This window comes from Sphingomonas sp. LT1P40 (assembly GCF_036663835.1).
In the GTDB taxonomy this organism is placed as follows: Bacteria; Pseudomonadota; Alphaproteobacteria; order Sphingomonadales; family Sphingomonadaceae; genus Sphingomonas.
In genome coordinates this window covers 2,113,414-2,132,963 of sequence record NZ_JAXOJT010000001.1, presented here as the reverse complement: position 1 = coordinate 2,132,963, position 19,550 = coordinate 2,113,414, and the positions used below count along the sequence as shown (strand labels likewise).

Sequence of the window (19,550 nt, the reverse complement as noted above, 5' to 3'; positions counted from 1 at the left end):
GAACCCGTCGCGCCTCTCCGGCGCGGCGGGCTTTTTTTGGTCAGGCGATGCTGAAGCTGTAGTCGCCCGAACCGGCCTCCAGCACGATCCGGTTGCCGACCCTCCCCTTTGCCGTGACCCCGGATGCACGGGCGACCGGCTTTCCGCCCTCGCGCAACTGGTCGATCGACGTGGCAGGCAGATGGAGTTCGGCGATGCTGTTGGCAGGGACGTGGATTTGCGCGGAGAAGCCGTCGCCCGGGTGCACCGCCCACGCGGTCTCGATCCGCCCGACCGCGCTGTGGTAGCGCGCGCCGCCCTTCGGCACGCGCGGGTCGAGCACCGGGTTGAAACGCCAGCGCGCGAAGCCGGGTGCTATCGGGTCGATGCCCGCGATGCGCCGAAATACGAAGCCGTTCACCGCGCCCAGCGCATAATGATTGTACGAGTTCATCTCGGCATTGCTGGTGTCGGCGTTCCACCGCTCCCAGATCGTCGTCGCACCCGCCACGATCATATGCCCCCAGCTGGGCAAAGCGGTGCGCAGCAGCAGGTCATAGACCAGCGACTGGTGGCCCGTGTCGGCCAGCGCATCGAGGCTGTAGGGGGTGCCGAGAAAGCCGGTCGAGATCATCGTGCCACGACGCCGGATATCGGCGGCGAGCTTTGCGGCGGCGGCGGGGCGGAGCGTGTCCGGCACCAGCCCGAAATGCAGCGCGAGGATATAGCCGCAATGCGATCCGTTACCGACCGTCCCGTCCGGCTGGATAAAGCCAGCCTGAAACGCGCGGGCGAGATCGGTGGCGAGGGTGGCATAGGTTTTCGCTTCGGCGCTGCGGCCTGTCACCGCCGCCATTTGGGCAAGCGCCTCGGCCGAGCGTTTCCACATCGCGGTGCCGATCAGCGCCTTGGGCGTGGTTTCGTCGCCCGCTTCCTTGGCGTCGAACGCCACCCAGTCGCCGAAATCGTAACCGCGCTTGTTGCGCCAGATCAGGTCGGGATTGTGCGCGCGGATATAGTCGAGATAGCGCGTCATCGACGACCAATGCTCGCCGACGATCGCGGTGTCGCCGTAACGCTGCCACACCGTCCATGGCAGGATCACGCCGGCATCGGCCCAGCCCGGCGTTGTGCCATGGGTGTAGTCGCGCCAGCCCGATGGGGCGTAATCCGAATACTCCCCCTTTGGCCCCTGTGCGTCGCGCATGTCGCGCAGATAGCGGCGGGTGAAACCGGCGACGTCCATGTTGAATGCGGCGGCGTCCCAGAAGACATTGGCGTCGCCGGTCCAGCCCAGCCGCTCGTCGCGCTGTGGGCAATCGGTCGGGATGCCGAAGAAATTGGAGCGCTGGCTCCACAAGGTGTTGCGCCACAGGCCGGTGATGATCGGGTTGTCGATGCGCAGGATGCTGGTCTCGCCCAGGTCGCTGGAGACGACGACGCCCTCGAACTCGGCGGCGGTGGGTGCGCGACCGAGGCCGGTCAGTTCGGCATAACGGAAGCCGAAATAGGTGAAGTGCGGTTCGTAGCTTTCGGGGGTGGGATCACCGCGAAAAATGTAGCTGTTCGACGCTTCGGCGGTGCGGAGATTCTTGCGACTCACGCCACCGTCGGGATTCAGGATTTCGGCGAAGCGCAATGTGATCTTGCGGCCGGCATCGCCCTTTGCCAGAATCCGCACCCACCCGGCGAAGTTCTGGCCGAAGTCGAGCGTGTAGGTGTCGGGGCCGACCTGCTTCACCGATTTGAGCGGGACGGTGCGGATGCGGCGCAGCGGCGGGGCGATGTGCGCCTTCACCGCGCATGGTGGGACCGCGCCGATCTCGGCGGGACGCCATCCGGCGGCGTCGAAGCCGGGTGAAGACCAGCCCGGCTGTTCGCGGCGGGCATCGTAATCCTCGCCATAATAGATTTCGCTTTTGACCACCGGCGCGGCTTCGGACAGCTGCCAGTTTTCGTCGGTGGCGATGGTCTCGACACTGCCATCGGCGTAGGTGAGTTCGAGCTGGACGAGCAGCCGCAGCGGTGGCGGGCCGAAAGCAAAGCGCCCGGCGAGACCGTGAAAGCTGCCATACCAGCCATCGGTGATCATCGCGCCGACCGCATTGTCGCCCCGCCGCAGGAGCGCGGTAACGTCATGAACGCGGTGGAGCAATGTATCGCGATAGTCGGTGCTTTCCGGCGACAGCAGCGCATCGCCGACGCGCTTGCCATTGATCTCCGCCTCGAACCCGCCGAGCGCGGTGGCGTAGAGGCGCGCGCGGATGATGGGCTTGGTGACGGTGAACCCGCGTCGCAGCAGGAATGCACCGCAGCCCGGGAATGCCTGAAGCTGATACTTCGACGGCTCAGCGACTGGCCAAGTGCTGTCGTCGAAGGCGATCGCCTGCCAGCCATCGGGGGCGTGGAGCGCGGTGCGGGCGCCTTTGGTCGTGATGCGCGCATCACCCGTGCGGATCATCAGCGCGGTGGCGCATTCGTGGATTTTGCGGGCGTTGAAGCCGCGCGGGTCCTTCACCGCCACGGCAACGACATGACGCCCGGCGGGCAGGTCGTGGGTGGTGACGGCAATCGGTTCGCTGCCGGATCGCGTGTCGCGGTTGGGGCCGCGATGGATTGGCTGGCCATCGACCCAGACCGTCGCGGGGAAGTTGCAGATGGAATAGAGCGTGACCGGCCCGGATTTGGGCAGATCGAAGGCGAGGCGGAAATAGCGCGGAGTCTGGTCCTTCGAGCGGTCGCCGCGCACCCAGAGAAGACCGGCCTCGCGGTCGGCCTTGGCGATGGCGGTTTCGGCAGCGATCCATTTGGCCGACCAATCGGCAGGGTCGAGTAAGCCCATTTCCCAGCGCGCTGGCTTGCTGGTAGCGGTGCGGCCCCGAGCGTCGCGGATGGTGACGCGCCAGTGGACGATGCGGCGCGAGGTCAGCGGCTTGCCTACCCAGGCGATGTCCAGCGCCGCGGCGCTGGCGACTTCGCCACTGTCCCACAGATCGGGCTTGCCGGCGCGGAGCAGCGCCGGGCTGCTCGCCGCCTCGATCCGGTAATGCGTCTGGCGCACGGCGCGGTCGCGGCTCTCGATGCGCCACGACAGCCGCACGTCGCGGTCATCGACGCCGATCGGGTCGGTCAGGCCTTGTGCCTTGAGGTCCGTGACCGTCAGCGTGCCGGGGGCAAGCGTTGCGGCGGATGGCGACGCCAGCGCCGCCCCCGCAATGCCGGTGCCCTGCAACATGCGTCGTCGATCGATCGCCTTCATGGCCACGTCCTCCTCCCGATGTTCAGTTGCAGCCCGTGCCCTCACGCCGCGATGCCCAGCGGATCGCGCCGTCGATCAGCGTGCGGTGCAGGGGTTCGGCATAGGTTTCGGCCTTGTGGCCCAGCGACGAGAAGAGCACACGCCCGCGCCCGACGCAGCGGCTCCAGACAATCGGGTGCGGCTTACCCATGCGCACGCGCTCCGGAAATGGGTCGTAGCTGGTCTCATCCACCGTCGCCAGAATCCGGGTGCCGTGGCCGCTTGGCACGCGATCGAACGAATACCATTCCTCGGTCCGCACCCATTTGGTGGGCAGCTTGCGGGTCGCCGGATGGGTGCGGTCGATCACGTCGATCGTCGCCTGCTGAAATTGTTTGGGTCGCCCGGTATGACCGATGAACTGCGCGCCGATCAGCGTCTCGGGCCACCAGCGCCAGTCATAGGTCGGATCGCCGCCCGCGCCGTGGAGCAGCACGACCCCGCCGCCGCGCTCGACCCACGCCTTGAAGGAAGCGCGCTGATCGGGCGTGAAGATGTTACCGCTCGTGCTGTTGAAGACAATTGCCGAGAAGCGGGCGAGATCGCGCGGGCTCATGATGGCGGCATTCTCGGTCTCGAACACGTCGCGGCGCTGTTTGCGGACGAGGTCGGTCAGCACTGTTTTGGCGGCAGCAATCTGTTCGGGATCGCGGAAACCGTTGGTCTTGGAGAAGACGAGGATTGCGCCGGCCTTCAGCTTCGGAAGCGTGGGCGGCGCACTGTCCATCACCGGCGTCGGCCAGTTGCGCGGATCGCGCGGCGGCGGAGCGTAAGGGACGACCTGTCCGGCCAAGGCGGCAAGGGCAATGAGGCTGCGCAGGATCATCGCTCTCTCCGGCGGTTATCGTTCTTTAGTAATAGTCATACTATTTCAAATGACAGCGATGTCGACTCCGGCAAACGAATAATCCTCCCCCGCCAGGGGGAGGTGGCGCGAAGCGACGGAGGGGGAGGACGCACATCGCTAGAGGTCTGGCATCCGCCCCCTCCGTCAGCCTCGAGGCTGACACCTCCCCCTGGCGGGGGAGGATTTGATCGCTAATCGCGCGGCCCCGCTTCCGCGATCACCTTGCGCGCTTCGGCGGGCCAGTTGCGGTCGGGGATCAGGAAATTGCCGCGCGCGTCGTTGCCGATCTCGGGCAGCCAGCGACCGCCGGTCGACATTGAATTGTGCCAGTTGCCCGACGCCCGGTTGTCGGTCGAAATCCTGCGCGCATACATCTTGCCGGCGGTGTTGATGTTCAGCCATTTGCCCCCTGTCTCGACGACATTCCCGGTCACGGTGAAGTGCTTGCTGCCCTCGTCCAGATAGATGCCGATGCGGTTCGAGATGTCGAAGATATGGTTGCCGCGGATCACCGAATTGGGGTTGGCGGAAAGGTTGTAGATCGCGCCGCCGTCCTCGTACCACAGCTTCACGCCGTGAATGCGGTTGCCCTCGACCAGCGTGTTGCGCAGCGTCGTCGGCGTCGTGAATTTGGGGTTGTGGACATAGCCCTTCTGGTTCTGCTCGTAATTCGGGTTGCCACCTGCGTCGTTATAGCCCCATCCCCAGCCGACCGCGATCGCGTCGTATGGCGCATCGCTGATGTCGTTGTGCCGAATCTTCGCGCCGTCGATATATGTGGTCAGGATCGCGGCGTTGTCCTTGTAGTCCTGGCTGACGGTAACGACGACATTGTCCTCGATCGTCAGGTCGCGGTTGATGAGATTGGGGTCCGTGGGGTGATGCGCATCGGTGCGCACGCCGCCCGCCATGATCGCGCCGCCACTCAGGATGCTGAAGCGATTGCGCGACACGCGGATGCCGCTAGTGGCGAGACCTACGCCGGTCAGATGCGCGGTCGGCTCGTTGCCGATGCCGAGCGCAATCTGGCCCAGCTGGGTGAATTCATTGCCCTCGAACGTCACGTCGCGTGCGGCGGAGACCTGCACGGCGGCGGGCATCTGGTGCCATTTCAGGCGCATGGATTCGAACTCGACACAGCCCCAGCCGCATTTGTCCCACGCGTCCTTTGGCCGGATCGGGGAGACATCGTGCAGGAACGCGCCGCTCTGCTGATTGGCATAGCCGGTCGGCTTGCTTGGCCCCATCCATGAGGTGTGCGCGAAGGTCAGGCCGCGAAAGGTGAGCCGTTCGACCGGCGCGGCGGGCGTGCCGCTGATCGACACGAGCGTTTCCAACGTGGGGACGACGACCTTGAGATCCTTGATGTCCTCGTCGATCCCGGTGCGCAGATAGAGTTTGCCCGCCTGCGGGTCGATCACCCACTGATGATAGCGCGCGTGCCAGTCGTTGGTCTTGCCGATGAACTCCAGCGCGTTGACCAGGAACAGCCGCGAATCCTCCGGGAAGATCGGTTTGGTGATCGTGTCATAGCCCCAGGTGTTGTTGTCCCAGGCGGGCTGCTGCATCGTCACGGTCGTGCCGCTGATCGATTTCACGGGCGAGTAGCGGTCGGTGAAAAATCCGGTCGCCTCCAGCTCCAGCCGGGCGGGGCGGGCGAGCTTGTCGAGATACGCCAGCTTCGGATTGACGATCTCGAACCCGCTCACGCCGAACTTCACGTCCGCCGCCTTGATCTCGATCCATGCGCGCTCGGCGACGGTGCCGTTGACCCAGATCTGGCGCGTATCCAGCCCCTTCGGCGTGTCGGCGACGTAGATGCGTTCCTTCTGGTCGTGGAGCGTGAAACCCGTGACGCTGATGCCCGAGGAAATGACCGGCTTCGCGCCCGCCGCCGCGCGCCACTCGACGCGCTTGCCGTTCAGCCCTCCATCGGCGGTGCGGAAGATCAGCGGTGCGGTCAGCTTATAGGTGCCGTTGGCGAGGATGACGGTGACGTCCTCCTTCGCATTCTTCGCGCGGACCAGCGCCTGTGCACGCTCCAGCGAGCGGACGGGTTTCGACAGCGTTCCCGCGTGGCGGTCGTCTCCGGCGGGGGCGACATGCACCGTGGTCTGCGCCAACGCGGATGAGGCGGTGAGCAAAGCGGCAGTCAGTGCCAGCGTGCGTGCAATCATGACAAATTCTCTCAATTGACCCAACCGCCGTCGATCACACTGACCGTGCCGGTGGTGAAGGCGCTTTCGTCAGAGGCGAGATACACCGCCAGCGCGGCCAGTTCGGTCGGGCGTCCAAACCGGCCCATCGCCTGTCGCGCGGTGAACTCGGCATAGGCCTTGTCGAAATCGCCGGTGTCGTGCAGCCGCTGGATCAGCGACGGCGTTTCGACCGTGCCGGGGCAGATCGCGTTGCAGCGGATACCGCTGGTGACATAGTCGATCGCCACCGATTTGGTCAGGCCGATCACCGCCGCCTTGGTCGCGCCATAGGCGAAGCGGTTCGGCACCGCCTTGATGCTGGAACACACCGAGGACATGTTGATGATCGACCCGCCGCCGCGCGCGATCATGTTCGGCAGCACGGCGCGGATCATGCGATATTGTGCGGTAACGTTGAGCGCATAAGCGAAGTCCCAGTCCTCTTCGCCGCAATCGAGAATGGTCCCGGCATGGACGACGCCGGCGCAGTTGTAGAGTACGTTCAACTCGGGAAATTCTGCGGCGATCGCCTTGACCGCGTCGGCGTTCGTGACATCGAGCTGGCGGTGCTCCGCGCCTTCCAGTCCTTCCAATGCCTCGACCCGAACGTCGGTGGCGATGACACGCGCGCCTTCGCGGACGAATGCCTCGGCGGTGGCCCGGCCGATGCCCTGGCCCGCTGCGGTCACCAGTGCGATCTTGCCTTCCAGACGGCCCATAAACTCTCCTGATGGGTGATGCGGCATGGACAATGCCTTGCTTATTCGTATGATGAATTATGTTTGATGCGCATGCAAGCCTCGATCGCCGCTCGACCCTCGGGATGTTGGCGCTGTTGTTCGGAAGTCCGGCACTGGCACAATCCGCGCTGGCCGGTGGCGGGGTCGAGGATGTCCGCAAGCACGGGGCCAAGGGCGACGGCAAGGCGATCGACAGCCCCGCGATCAACCGCGCGATTCGGGCAGCGGCGAAGCGCGGCGGCGGCGTGGTGTTGGTGCCGCCGGGGCGCTACCTCAGCTTCTCGATCCGGCTGACCGACAATATCACGCTGGCGCTGTCGGCGGGCGCGGTGATCGAGGCAGCGGACCCCGATGTGCATGGGCGCAATTACGACCCGCCGGAGAATTATCTGGAGGAACAGCTCCAGGATTTCGGGATCACGCATGTCCATAACAGCCTCATTTACGCCGATGGCGCGAGAAACATTGCGGTGGTCGGTCCGGGGATGCTGCACGGTCTGGGCATCGACCGCGAAGGGCCGGGGGATCGCTGGTGGAAGCGCGATAACTGGGAATCGGCCAAGGCGCTCGGCATCTCGCCCAAGGAATATATGCTGCGCGACCCGAACGAGGCGGCACAGGTCGGGCGCGCGAACAAAATGATCGGCCTGATGAACTGCCGCAACGTGCAGCTGAAGGATTTCACGATCCTTCAGGCGGGGCATTTCGGCATCATGGCGCATGGCTGCAGCAACATGGCGGTGGACGGTGTGGTGATCGACACCGACCGCGACGGCATCGACATCGATTGTTGCCGCGACGTGCGCGTCACCAACTGCACCGTCAACGCGCCCAAGGACGACGCGATCGTGCTCAAGAGCAGCTATGCGCTGGGCCGCAAGGTGAGGTGCGAGGACATTCTGATTCAGGGCTGCAAGACCAGCGGCTATCTGATGGGATCGCTGCTCGACGGGACGTATCGCAAGTCCGATTACGGCGCGCCGGACAAGACCGGCGTGCTGGGGCGGATCAAGCTGGGGACCGAGACTAATGGCGGGTTCCGCAACGTGCGGATCAGCGATTGCATCTGCACCAACAGCCGCGGCATCCTGATCGGCATCGTCGATGGCGGGGTGATGGAGGATGTGGTGGTGAGCGGCATCACGCTGCGCGATCCCGTCAATCACCCGCTGTTCGTGCATCACGCGGCGCGGCTGCGTGCGCCGAAGGGGACGACGATCGGCGCGATCCGGCGGGTGCGGTTCGAGGATGTGCAGGTGTCCGGCGCCGACCCCCGCTATCCTTGCGGGGTCGAGGGGATCGCCGACGGACCGGTCGAGGATGTCACCTTTCGTGGCATCGACGTGGCGTCGCCCGGCGGCGGCACGACGGCGGAGGCGGCACGCGATCCGGAGTACCGCCGCGAGACCAGCCTGGAGGTGAGCTATCTCAGGACTCTGCCCGCGCATGGGCTCTGGGCGCGGCATGCGAAACGTCTGACCGTCAAGGATTGCCGGTTCAGCGTGGACAAGGCCGACGCCCGTCCGACGGTGGCGTTGCGGCATGTGCAGGGTGCGATCATCGACGAACTGGCATCGAGCAAGCCACGCGGCGAGGCAGTGACGGCAAAGGACAGCCATGGCATTGCCATCGTCGATGTGCGGGTGCTGTTCTGATGCAATTGGGCGATCTGGCGTTCGGGGCGGCTTCGATCGGGAACCTGTATCGTGCGGTGCCGGACGATCAGGCGCACGAGGTGGTCGCGCGGGCGTGGGATGCTGGCGTCCGCTATTTCGACACTGCGCCGCATTACGGCTTTGGCCTTAGCGAGAAGCGGCTGGGGGCGGCGCTGGCCGAACTGGACGCGGATGGCAGCGCGATCATCTCGACCAAGATCGGGCGGCGGCTCGATCCGCGCCCCGATGCCGACCTGTCCGCTGTGCGACAGGCGTTCGTCACGCCGGAGCCGTACGAGAGTGTATTCGACTACAGCTATGACGCGGTGATGCGATCGCATGAGGAGAGCCTGAAGCGGTTGCAGCGCGACCGCATCGACATCCTCTATGCGCACGATATCGGCAGCTTCGCGCATGGCGACGATCATCCCCGCCGCTTCGCCGAATTCCTGAACGGTGGCTATCGCGCCATGCGGGAACTGCGCGATTCAGGCGCTGTCGCCGCGATCGGGCTGGGCGTGAACGAGACGGCGGTGTGTATCGAAATGCTGGAGGCGGACGATATCGACATGATCATGCTCGCGGGACGCTATACCTTGCTGGAGCAGGAACCGCTCGACGACTTGCTGCCGCTTTGCGCCGAGCGTGGTGTGCAACTGGTGATTGCCGGGCCGTACAACTCGGGCATATTGGCGAAAGGCGTTCGCCACAGCGGCGCGATCCCGAACTTCAACTACGCTCCCGCACCGTCCGCGATCGTCGAGCAGGTCGGCGCAATCGAGGATATCTGCATCGCGCACGGCGCCCCGCTCGCCGCCGCAGCGCTGCAATTCCCGCTGGCACACCCACAGGTCGCCTCGGTAGTGCCGGGGATGGGAACGCCCAGCCAAGTGGATGATGCATTGGCGCTGATGCGGCACCCGATCCCGGCAGATTTATGGTCGCACCTCAAGGATGCCGGACTGATTCGTCCGGACGCGCCCACACCACAATAGCCGTCACCCCGGCGAAAGCCGGGGTCTCGCGTCACGGGCCGTGCGCTTGCGGCTGGAGACCCCAGCTTTCGCCGGGGTGACGGTTTTCTAAGCTTTCCGGCTGGTCTCGAACAGGAACCATGCGCGTTCCTCGGCCTGATCGGTCCATTCGTCCAGAATGCCGCTGGTGGCATTGTCCTTCGCCTCGTCGACGATGTCCTTGGCCTCGCGCAACAGTTCGACCAGCTTCAGATTATCCTCGCGCAACTCCGCCAGCATGTCGTCGGCGGAGACGAACGCCGCGTCATTGTCCTTGATCGTCTGGTGCCGCGCGATATCTCCGACCGAACGCAGCGTGGTGTTGCCGGTCTTGCGCACGCGCTCCGCGATCACATCGGTCGTCGCCAGGATCTGCGCCGCCTGATCGTCGAGCATCAGATGATAGTCGCGGAAATGCGGGCCGGAGACGTGCCAGTGGAAATTCTTGGTCTTGAAATACAGCGCGAAGCTGTCGGCGAGGATCCCGTTCAGCGCCTCGGCGACGGTCTTGGCGTCGTTGCTCTTCAGATCGGTCGGGGTTTTCAGTTTTGCATTCGGTTCGGTCATGATCGGTCCCCTGAAATTCGAGTCGGCTATGCAACGATCCCTTGCCATATAGGGTCCGCCGGTTCGCCGTGAAATGTCAGATCAGCATGATCGAGTGGCTAGATCAGCCGCAACGCCCCGGCCGCGAGGAACAGGCCGCCCGCGAGGCAGACGATCCCGAAGCCGATGCGAAATCCGCGGATCGGCAGCTGTCGCCAGCTCAATTCGCCCATCAGCGCGGCGGCCAGATTGACCACCGCGACCCCGGCGAGTGCACCAGCCCCGGCCAACACCGGCGAAGGGCCGCGCGCAGCAAACGCCAGCGTGAAGAATTGCGTGGTGTCGCCGAGTGCGAGAATGAATATGCCGAACAGCGCCGTCAGGAAACTACCCAGCCGCCACCCCTCCAGCCGGTCGGGTGTCTTGAGCCGCCAGAGCAACCCCATCGCGGCGAAGATCAGCGCGAGCGCCAGCATCAGCTGTCGGGCATTGGGCGTCAGCATCGGTGCGATCAGCATGCCGCCGGTCGCGGCGATGGCGATGCCCGCGCCATGCGCCAGGATCGCGGCAAGCGCTACGGTGAACGGGCGACCGTATCGATCCGCCAGAATCGCGACCAGCCATGGCGAGCGATCCCCGACCTGAGTCAGCAATGCGGCGATAAAGGCGGGGACGAGCGCTTCCACCAATCAGCCAGTCAGCCGGATCGCACAGGCGGCGACGAACGCTGCGCCGGTGCGTGGGTCGTCGCGACCACAGGTCACGGCATCGCGCAACAGCGACAGTCCGTCGGCGATCATCGGTCCGCGCTGACCCGAAGCCAGCGCCGATTCGAGCGCGTGGACCACGGGAAGGGCGGGGGTCATGCCGTTGGCGAGGGCGATTCGGCGGATCGCATCGAGATCGGCGGCAAGGTCGCACGTCGCCGCTCGCGCCGCCCGCGCGCCGATCGAATCGATTCGCCGGCCCAGTTCCGTCGCCACCGCCCAGTTCTGTCCCTTTTCCATCGCCGCCCGCCCTTCGCTATCTCATTGCCGGAACGTGCGCGCCCTATGGTTAACAGCTTGCTAATCGAGCCCCGGCCTTGACATTCCGTGGTCCAGCCGTCATTCGCCCACCCCTGATAGCGGCCTGCCAGCGCGCGGCCGCTTTATTCGTTTAGACAGATTGCAGGATTTGGGCGATGGCCAAGCCGACTACCGTAAAGATCAAGCTCGTCAGCACCGCTGACACCGGCTTCTTCTATGTGACCAAGAAGAACCCGCGCACGCTGACCGAGAAGCTGAGCTTCCGGAAGTACGACCCGATCGTGCGCAAGCATGTCGAGTTCAAGGAAGCCAAGATCAAGTGATGCAGCGGGCGGCGTGAGCCGCCCCGTGTCGCTCCCGACAGGATCGGGCCAAAGGCCGCGGGCGACCCGCCCGGCGGCCTTTTTGCGATGCCTTCGAGTCACAGTGCCGGCCCGCTCCCCCACCCGGCCACCCATTCCAGAGTATCCTGCCGATGGGTGGCCGGGTGGGGGAGCGGGCCGGTACCGCGACCCTCTCAAAGGAGCGTGTTCACCTCCTCCACGAACCGCATCACGGAAATCGGCTTGGTCACATAGGCGTTCGCCCCCGCCGCGCGAATCCGCACCTCGTCCTCCTGCCCGGCATAGGCGGTCACCGCCATGATCGGAATCGCCTTCAGTCCCGGATCGCCCTTCATCCGCGCGATGATGTCTAGACCCGAGATATGCGGCAGCTGGATGTCCATCACGATCAGATCCGGGACGAACGCGCGCGCCGTCGCCACCGCCTCCCGCCCGTCGCGCACCGGCGATGTCTCGAACCCGTGTGCGCGCAGCAGGTCGCAGAAAAGTTTCAGATTGAGTTCGTTGTCCTCGACAACCAGCACCCTTTTTGCCACGCGCACCTTCCATGAACAGACGGGCAGAGCACTAGGCGATGCGCCTCACAGAAACAAATGGGCCGGAAACAAATGAGGATGCGGTTGCGCTGGGTCTTGCCGCGCTGGGCTGGACCGTGTCCGACGCCGATCGTGCGCGCCGGTTGCTCGACACCACCGGCCTGACCCCGTCCGACCTGCGCGCGCGCGCCGCCGAACCGGATGTGCTGGCAGCGGTGCTGGGCTTTCTGGAAGCCTATGAGCCGAATTTGATCGCCTGTGCCGAGGAAATGGGGTGCAAGCCCGCCGCTTTGGTCGCCGCCCGCGCCACGCTGGAGTCCGCATGAAACCGCTGTTGATCTGTGATTGCGACGAAGTGCTGCTGCACATGGTCCGCCATTTCGGCGTGTGGCTGGACGAGGCGCACGATATCGACTTCGACTTGTCGCGTGGCGAATGGGCGCAGGCGATGAAGCGACGCGACGGCGGCGAGCTGACGACCGAGGCGATGTGGGGCTATCTCGACGGCTTTTTCCCCGCCGAAATGGCGCGGCAGACATTGGTGCCGCATGCGCGTGAGGCGCTGGCGGCGCTGTCGCAGGTCGCCGACATCGTTATCCTGACCAACCTTCAGGACCATTGCCGCGATTCGCGCATCGCCCAGCTGGAGACGCACGGCATCGTCCACCGGGTCGAGTGCAATCAAGGTGGCAAGGGGCGTCCGGTGGCGCGGCTGGTCGAGGAGCACGGAGCGTCCGTCACGGTTTTCGTCGATGATTTGCCGCAGCATCACGAATCGGTCGCGCGCGCCGCGCCGTATGTTCACCGGCTGCACATGGTGTCCGAACCCGCACTCGCTCCGCATATCGCACCCGCGTCGCACGCCAATGCGCGGATCGACGACTGGCGTGAAGCGCAGGCGTGGATCGCCGCGCGCTTCGCCGCCGGACAACCCGCAACCGAACTGGAAACCTTGGGAGAAGCCTCATGATCGACGTCCACGCCAAGCTCGCCGAACTCGGCCTGACCCTGCCTGAAGCGGCCGCGCCGGTTGCCGCCTATGTCCCGACGGTCGAGGTCGGCGGCTTGCTCCACATCTCCGGGCAGTTGCCGTTCAAGGACGGCGTGGTGATGACCGGGCGGCTGGGTGAGGACCGCGATCTGGCTTACGGTCAGGAAGCAGCCGAGCGTTGCGCGCTGATGCTGGCGGCACAGATCGACAAGGCGGTCGGGTTCGATCGCGTCGTGCGAATCGTGAAGCTGGGCGTGTTCGTCAACTCCGACCCGGCGTTCACCGATCAGCCTTTGGTCGCCAATGGCGCGTCGGAAATGATGGAAAAACTGTTCGGTGAAGCCGGTCGCCATGCCCGTGCGGCCGTTGGCGTCGCGGTGCTGCCGCGTGGTGCAGCGGTAGAGATCGACGCGATCGTCGCGGTAAGCTGAAAGCCGGTTACCGATGCGACCATGCTGTTGCGGCAACGCAACAGTGTGGCCCAATCCTTCGCGGCGCTGCGGAATATTATTGTGCAACGCAGCGGACTATTGCACATTTCGGTCCGTGGGAGGGAATAGCCGCGCCTGGACGAACGTCCTGAGCCAATGCGGCGAGCTTCTCACGGCAGGCGGGGACCATCGCTTTAAGACGAAAGGGATCCCATGCGTATCACCAAGCTGACTCTCGGCGCGCTGCTGCTCGCCGCCACCGCAACCCCCGCCTTCGCGCAGGAAGAAACCGAAGCGCCGGCCGACCCGTTCACCATCACCGGTAGCGCCACCGTCGTCAGCGACTATCGCTTCCGCGGTTTCTCGCAGTCGAACGAAGAAGCAGCGATCCAGGGCGGCTTTACCGTCGCGCACGAGAGCGGCCTCTATGTCGGCACCTGGGGCTCCAGCATCGGCTTTGCCAACGGCACCGAGATCGACGTGTTCGCCGGTTTCGCCAAGGAAATCGCTTCGGGCCTGACCGCCGATATCGGCGCGACGCTGTATCTGTATCCGGGCGTGTCGGACACGTCGGTGATCGAGCCTTATTTCGCGCTGACCGGCACTGTCGGCCCGGCCACGATCAAGGGCATGGTCGCCTATGCACCCGGCGGCCAGGATTCGCTGGGTGACGCCAGCGCCGTTTATACCTCGGTCACCGCCACGATCGGCATTCCGGAAACGCCGTTCAAGCTGAAGGGCAGCCTGGGCCATTCGTGGAGCGACAGCTACCTCGGCGGCTATGACGGCGACAGCAAGGTGCTCGACTATTCGGTCGGCGTCGAAGCCACGTGGAAAGTGCTGACGCTTGGCGTTTCCTACGTCAACACCAACGAGGACGCACCGTTCAAGGAAGCTTTCGGTGCGGACGGCGCCGTGCTGTTCACGCTGGGCGCCGCTTTCTAAGCGACACCCGACAGACACAAGAAAGGGCCGCGGAACGACATGTTCCGCGGCCCTTTTTCTTTGGCTGGGGCGTGGGCGGTGCCCGTTAGTTCTGCGGAGCCGGGGTCGGCGTTGCGGCGGGTGCCGGGGCAGCGCCGCCAGTGCCGGTCTGCGCGTCGCGGCCATCGCCCTGTGGCGCGGCGACGATGTCGCGCGTGGTGCTACCCTTGTCGACCACCGATGTGCCGGGGCTGCCCACGCCCGATCGGATGCCGGTGTCGGCGGCGCTGCGTCCGCCGGCCGAATCGACGGCCGCTGCTTCCGAAGCGCTACGCTGCGCCGGACCACCGAACAGCGCGTCGAGCGCCTGTTGTGCCGGACCACCCGAATCCTGCGGACGCGGCGCGCCGGGCTGGGGCGGGCTGAGCGCGAAGTCGGGCGGGATCACCAATGGTGCCTGACGCGCCACGGCGAATTCGTCGGGACGCTGGCGATTTCCGATACCGCCGCTGCCACAGCTGGCGAGCAGCATCGCCGAAGCGCCGATCGCGGCGACACTCAAGGACTTACGCATTCACATTCTCCACTGGGGCAGCTTCGGCCTTAGGTTTTTCACGCACGAACAGCGCCCGGATGAGCAAAATCAGAACGCCGATGGTAATCGCTGCATCGGCGACGTTAAAGACCAAAAAAGGGCGCCATTCGCCAAAGTGCAGATCGGCATAATCGACGACATAGCCGAAGCGCACGCGATCGACGATATTGCCGAGCGCGCCGCCCAGCACGAGGCTGAGCGCCAGGATGTCCTGACGCTGCTGTTCCTTGACCATCCACCATGCCACGCCGCCCGCGATCGCGGCGGTCAGCAGCACGAGGCCCCAGCGCATCGTCGAGGTTTCGGCGGGCAACAGCCCCAGCGAAACGCCGATATTGGCGACGAAGCGCAGGTCGAAGAACGGCAGCACTTCATGCACCGCACCGGGATAGCTGAGGCCCAGACCTTCCACGACCCAGGCCTTCATCGCCTGATCGACGATGAAGATGAGCGCGGCGATGGCGAAGCCGATAGTGCGAGTGCGATTCATGAGACCACGGGGCTGGAAGTGACGGTGGTGCAGCGGTGGCACAGCGCGCCGTCCGCATCAACCTCTGGCAACAGCCGCCAGCAGCGGCCGCATTTATGCTTGTCGGTGCGGGCGACGGTGACGCCGCCCTCCGCGAGCTTCACATCGGCGACGATGAACACCTCCGCCAGCTCGGCGGCGGGGCGCAGCATCTCCGGCACCGTGACTTCGGCCTCCAGGCTTGAGCGCACCGTTTTCTCGCGCCGCAACGGCTCGATTGCCTCGGTCACGGCGACGCGCAGACGCCGGATATCCTCCCATTCGGTGCTGATCGCGTCATCGCCGGGGAGGGGTGGCAATTCCGGCCATTCGAGAAAATGGACTGAGCCATCCTCGGACGGATAGCGCGCCTGCCACACTTCCTCTGCCGTGAACGACAGGATCGGCGCGGCGTAGCGGACCAGCGCGTGGAACAGGATGTCGAGCACGGTGCGATAGGCGCGGCGCTTGGGGTCGGTCGGTGCGTCGCAGTACAGGCAGTCCTTGCGGATATCGAAGAAGAAGGCCGACAGGTCTTCGTTCATGAAGTCCGACAGCGCGCGGGCATAGCGGTTAAACTCATAGGCCTCCGTAGCCGAGCGCAGCTCGACGTCGAGCGCGCCCAGCTTGTGCAGGACGTAGAGTTCGAGTTCGGGCATCGTGTCGACACCGACCTTCTCGCTGTCCTCGAAGCCATCCAATGCGCCGAGCAGATAGCGGAAGGTATTGCGCATCTTCCGGTACGCGTCGCCGGTGCCGCCCAGCACTTCCTTGCCGATGCGGACATCGTCGAAATAATCGGTCTGCGCGACCCATAGCCGCAGGATATCCGCGCCCGATTCGTTGATGACTTTCAGCGGATCGACGACATTGCCCAGCGACTTGGACATTTTCCGCCCGTTGCCGTCGAGCGCGAAGCCGTGCGTCAGCACTGCGTCATACGGCGCACGGCCACGGGTGCCGCAGCTTTCGAGCAGCGACGATTGGAACCAGCCGCGATGCTGGTCCGACCCTTCGAGATATAGGTTGGCGCGCGTGCCTTCACCATAACGCGCCTCGATCACGAAGCTGTGCGTCGAACCGCTGTCGAACCACACGTCGAGGATGTCGTTGACGACCTCATAGTCCGCCAGATCGCGGTCGGGGCCGAGCAACGCCTGATGATCCGCGCCGAACCATGCGTCGGCCCCGCCTTCGCGGAAGGCAGCTAGGATGCGGGCGTTGACGGCTTCGTCGCGGAGGTAATCGCCGGACTGGCGGTGGACATAGAGCGGAATCGGCACGCCCCAGGCGCGCTGGCGGCTGATGACCCAATCGGGGCGCTGCTCGACCATCGATCGGATGCGATTCTGGCTACGCTCCGGCACCCACCGCGTCCGCTCGATCGCGTCGAGTGCGATGCCGCGCAGGGTAGGGGCATTGCCGCCGCCGACCGGCAGCATGGCCTTGCCGAACGAAACCATCGTCGGATCGATATCCGGCCCGGTCGGTCGGTCCATCGGAATGAACCACTGCGGGGTCGCGCGAAAAATGATCTTCGCTTTCGACCGCCAGCTATGCGGATAGCTGTGCGCGAAATCGTCCGATGCCGCCAGCAACCCGCCGACCGCGCGCAAATCGGTGCAGATCGGGCCGTCGCTGGCCACGAACTTCTTGTTGATCACCGATCCCTGGCCGCCCAGCCACAGCCAGTCGGCGCGGTACATGCCCGCGCCATCGACCGCGAAGACCGGGTCGATGCCATGCGCCTTGCACAGCAGGAAATCGTCCTCGCCATGATCGGGCGCCATATGGACGAGACCGGTGCCGGCGTCGGTGGTGACGAAATCGCCGGGCAGGAATGGGCGCGGCTTGGCAAAGAAGCCGCCGAGATGGTGCATTGGGTGGCGGGCGGAGGCCCCGGCGAGGTCGGAACCTTTGAAGCGAGGGCGGTCGCTTCCGCTGACGAGTTCGGCAAGTTCGTTGATTGCCGACAGGTCCATCACTTCTGGATGATCGTCCGGCAAGCGCTTGAGGAATGTTTCCGCAAGCTGCCCGGCAACCAGGTATTGGCGGCTGCCATCAGTTACGAGAACATAATCAACCTCCGGCCCATAGGCCAAAGCCTGATTCACCGGGATCGTCCACGGCGTGGTCGTCCAGATCACCGCATGCGCGCCGACCAGCTCCGGCGCATTCGGCGCATCCACGATCTCGAACGCAACGTCGATCTGAGTCGAGACGACATCCTCATATTCGACCTCGGCTTCGGCCAGCGCGGTCTTTTCGACCGGCGACCACATCACCGGCTTGGCGCCGCGATACAGCTGGCCGCTTTCCGCGAACTTCAGCAATTCGCCCGCGATCGTCGCCTCGGCGTCGAACTTCATCGTCAGGTATGGATCGTCCCAGTCCCCGATCACGCCCAGCCGCTTGAACTGCTCGCGCTGCACATCGACCCATTTGGCGGCATAGGCGCGGCATTCGGCGCGGAACTCGGCGGCGGGCACCTCGTCCTTATTCAGCTTCTTGGCGCGATACGCTTCCTCGATCTTCCATTCGATCGGCAGGCCGTGACAGTCCCAGCCGGGCACATAGGGCGCGTCCTTGCCCATCAGCGATTGTGAGCGGACGACGATGTCCTTCAGGATCTTGTTCATGGCGTGACCCATGTGCAGGTCGCCATTGGCATAGGGCGGGCCGTCATGCAGGATGAACCGCTCCCGCCCCGCACGCTGCTCGCGCAGCCGTTGGTACAGGCCGATCCTTGCCCAATGCTCCAGAATCGCCGGTTCCTTGGCGGCGAGGCCGGCCTTCATCGGGAAGTCGGTCTTCGGGAGGAAGACGGTGTCGCGGTAATCGCGCGTGGGTTCGCTGGTGTCAGTCATGGTTGTGCGCCGATTAGAGGAAAGCGGGAAAAGGGGAAAGCGCGAAGCCCCTCCCGTAACCGGGAGGGGCTAAGTAATTCGCAGCGCCACCCGTGCCGCATCGCAATCCGCCGCGATCTGCGCCTTCAACGCGTTCAGATCGTCGAACTTCGCCTCGTCCCGCAAAAACTCGATCAGTTCGACTTCGATCACCTGCCCGTAAAGATCGCCGGAGAAATCGAAGAAATAGGGTTCGAGCAACTCCACCGGCGGCTCGATCGTCGGCCGAATCCCCAGATTCGCCACCCCGTCCAGCACCCGGCCCCCAAAAGGACTATTGGCGGCCAGCCGCCCCCGCACCGCATAAATCCCGTAACGCGGGCGCAGATAATTCCCCAGCTGAACATTCGCGGTCGGATAACCCAGTTCGCGCCCCAGCTTCGCGCCGGGCTCGACCATGCCCTCGATCGCAAAGGGGCGCGTCAGCAACGCCGCCGCCTCGCGCGGATCACCCGCCTGCAACGCATCGCGGATGCGGCTGGAGGAGATGACCTCGCCGCCATCCTCGACCGCGCCGACCACATCCGTGCTGAATCCGAGTTCCGCGCCCAGCGCCGCCAGCACGCCGACATTGCCGTCGCGCCCCTTGCCAAAGGTAAAGTCGGCACCCGTCACCACCCCGCCCGCACCGATCGTCTCGACCAGCCGCTGTTCGGCGAATTCGCGCGCGGACAGTCCCGCCAGCGCGCCGTCGAAGCCGAACACCAGCATCGCGTCTGCCCCCGCTTCGGCGAACAGCCGCTGGCGCTGATCGAGCGTGGTCAGCCGAAACGGCGGCGTACCGGGCCGGAAATGCCGCATCGGGTGGGGATCGAAGGTGGCAACGATCGCCGGACGACCCTCGGCGCGGGCGCGCGCCACCGCGCGGCCCACCACCGCCTGGTGTCCGGCATGAAATCCGTCGAAATTCCCCAGCGCGACGATCCCGCCACGCAAAGCGGCAGGAACCGCCACCGCCCCGTCCAGTCGCTCCATGCGCGGGCCTATAGAGACAGCGATTGCAGGTGCCAA

Annotated in this window: 19 protein-coding genes; 7 read left to right on the top strand and 12 right to left on the bottom strand. The window is 65.1% G+C overall.

Going from position 1 to position 19,550, the window contains the following annotated elements; translation table 11 throughout:
• Window positions 1-40: 40 nt before the first annotated feature.
• From U1702_RS10600 to U1702_RS10585, 4 genes are all read right to left on the bottom strand, one after another.
• Window positions 41-3,238 carry an alpha-L-rhamnosidase gene (locus U1702_RS10600; RefSeq protein ID WP_332724194.1) on the bottom strand — a complete coding sequence of 1,066 codons (3,198 nt, stop codon included), beginning with the start codon at window positions 3,236-3,238 and terminating at the stop codon, window positions 41-43.
• 22 nt (window positions 3,239-3,260) lie between these two features.
• Window positions 3,261-4,103, bottom strand: coding sequence for a ThuA domain-containing protein (locus U1702_RS10595; protein WP_332724193.1), 843 nt, complete (start codon window positions 4,101-4,103; stop codon window positions 3,261-3,263).
• Window positions 4,104-4,315: 212 nt separating this feature from the next.
• Window positions 4,316-6,301 (bottom strand): right-handed parallel beta-helix repeat-containing protein, encoded by a 1,986-nt coding sequence (locus tag U1702_RS10590; RefSeq protein WP_332724191.1) that lies wholly within the window; start codon window positions 6,299-6,301, stop codon window positions 4,316-4,318.
• 11 nt (window positions 6,302-6,312) lie between these two features.
• Window positions 6,313-7,041 carry an SDR family oxidoreductase gene (locus U1702_RS10585; protein WP_332724189.1) on the bottom strand — a complete coding sequence of 243 codons (729 nt, stop codon included), beginning with the start codon at window positions 7,039-7,041 and terminating at the stop codon, window positions 6,313-6,315.
• A gap of 104 nt (window positions 7,042-7,145) precedes the next feature.
• On the opposite strand from U1702_RS10585, the gene U1702_RS10580 reads away from it, so the two are divergent.
• Window positions 7,146-8,717, top strand: a complete 1,572-nt coding sequence (locus U1702_RS10580; RefSeq protein WP_332724187.1) for a rhamnogalacturonidase — start codon at window positions 7,146-7,148, stop codon at window positions 8,715-8,717.
• Window positions 8,717-9,712: an aldo/keto reductase gene (locus tag U1702_RS10575; RefSeq protein ID WP_332724185.1), complete on the top strand. Its 996-nt coding sequence runs from the start codon at window positions 8,717-8,719 to the stop codon at window positions 9,710-9,712. Before U1702_RS10580 ends, U1702_RS10575 begins: the two co-directional genes overlap by 1 nt.
• 87 nt (window positions 9,713-9,799) lie before the next feature.
• Here the strand turns inward: U1702_RS10575 and U1702_RS10570 are convergent, their stop codons facing one another.
• From U1702_RS10570 to U1702_RS10560, 3 genes are all read right to left on the bottom strand, one after another.
• Window positions 9,800-10,297: a Dps family protein gene (locus U1702_RS10570; RefSeq protein ID WP_332724183.1), complete on the bottom strand. Its 498-nt coding sequence runs from the start codon at window positions 10,295-10,297 to the stop codon at window positions 9,800-9,802.
• Between the two features lie 98 nt (window positions 10,298-10,395).
• Window positions 10,396-10,962 (bottom strand): TMEM165/GDT1 family protein, encoded by a 567-nt coding sequence (locus U1702_RS10565; RefSeq protein ID WP_332724181.1) that lies wholly within the window; start codon window positions 10,960-10,962, stop codon window positions 10,396-10,398.
• A gap of 3 nt (window positions 10,963-10,965) precedes the next feature.
• A complete protein-coding gene (locus U1702_RS10560) occupies window positions 10,966-11,283 on the bottom strand; it encodes a hypothetical protein (protein WP_332724179.1) in 318 nt (105 codons plus the stop codon).
• 176 nt (window positions 11,284-11,459) lie between these two features.
• Here U1702_RS10560 and rpmG point away from each other — a divergent pair, with 176 nt between their 5' ends.
• Window positions 11,460-11,627 carry a 50S ribosomal protein L33 gene (rpmG, locus tag U1702_RS10555; RefSeq protein ID WP_332724177.1) on the top strand — a complete coding sequence of 56 codons (168 nt, stop codon included), beginning with the start codon at window positions 11,460-11,462 and terminating at the stop codon, window positions 11,625-11,627.
• Between the two features lie 194 nt (window positions 11,628-11,821).
• Here rpmG and U1702_RS10550 read toward each other — a convergent pair whose 3' ends face one another.
• Window positions 11,822-12,184, bottom strand: coding sequence for a response regulator (locus U1702_RS10550; protein ID WP_332724175.1), 363 nt, complete (start codon window positions 12,182-12,184; stop codon window positions 11,822-11,824).
• A gap of 38 nt (window positions 12,185-12,222) precedes the next feature.
• Here U1702_RS10550 and U1702_RS10545 point away from each other — a divergent pair, with 38 nt between their 5' ends.
• From U1702_RS10545 to U1702_RS10530, 4 genes are all read left to right on the top strand, one after another.
• Window positions 12,223-12,510: a DUF3572 domain-containing protein gene (locus U1702_RS10545; protein ID WP_332724173.1), complete on the top strand. Its 288-nt coding sequence runs from the start codon at window positions 12,223-12,225 to the stop codon at window positions 12,508-12,510.
• Window positions 12,507-13,154, top strand: a complete 648-nt coding sequence (locus U1702_RS10540) for an HAD family hydrolase (RefSeq protein WP_332724171.1) — start codon at window positions 12,507-12,509, stop codon at window positions 13,152-13,154. The genes U1702_RS10545 and U1702_RS10540 overlap by 4 nt, the downstream gene beginning before the upstream one ends.
• Window positions 13,151-13,606, top strand: a complete 456-nt coding sequence (locus tag U1702_RS10535; protein ID WP_332724169.1) for a RidA family protein — start codon at window positions 13,151-13,153, stop codon at window positions 13,604-13,606. Before U1702_RS10540 ends, U1702_RS10535 begins: the two co-directional genes overlap by 4 nt.
• Before the next feature lie 213 nt (window positions 13,607-13,819).
• Entirely contained in the window at window positions 13,820-14,551 is a 732-nt protein-coding gene (locus U1702_RS10530) for a TorF family putative porin (protein WP_332724167.1), read from the top strand.
• An 85-nt stretch (window positions 14,552-14,636) separates the two neighbouring features.
• Here U1702_RS10530 and U1702_RS10525 read toward each other — a convergent pair whose 3' ends face one another.
• From U1702_RS10525 to U1702_RS10510, 4 genes are all read right to left on the bottom strand, one after another.
• The gene (locus U1702_RS10525) at window positions 14,637-15,104 is read right to left on the bottom strand and encodes a DUF3035 domain-containing protein (protein WP_332724165.1); all 468 of its coding nucleotides are present in this window, start codon (window positions 15,102-15,104) and stop codon (window positions 14,637-14,639) included.
• Entirely contained in the window at window positions 15,097-15,615 is a 519-nt protein-coding gene (gene lspA / locus U1702_RS10520) for a signal peptidase II (RefSeq protein ID WP_332724163.1), read from the bottom strand. The genes U1702_RS10525 and lspA overlap by 8 nt, the downstream gene beginning before the upstream one ends.
• The gene (ileS, locus tag U1702_RS10515; protein WP_332724161.1) at window positions 15,612-18,500 is read right to left on the bottom strand and encodes an isoleucine--tRNA ligase; all 2,889 of its coding nucleotides are present in this window, start codon (window positions 18,498-18,500) and stop codon (window positions 15,612-15,614) included. The genes lspA and ileS overlap by 4 nt, the downstream gene beginning before the upstream one ends.
• Window positions 18,501-18,569: 69 nt before the next feature.
• Window positions 18,570-19,514, bottom strand: a complete 945-nt coding sequence (locus tag U1702_RS10510; protein WP_332724159.1) for a bifunctional riboflavin kinase/FAD synthetase — start codon at window positions 19,512-19,514, stop codon at window positions 18,570-18,572.
• Window positions 19,515-19,550 lie beyond the last annotated feature (36 nt).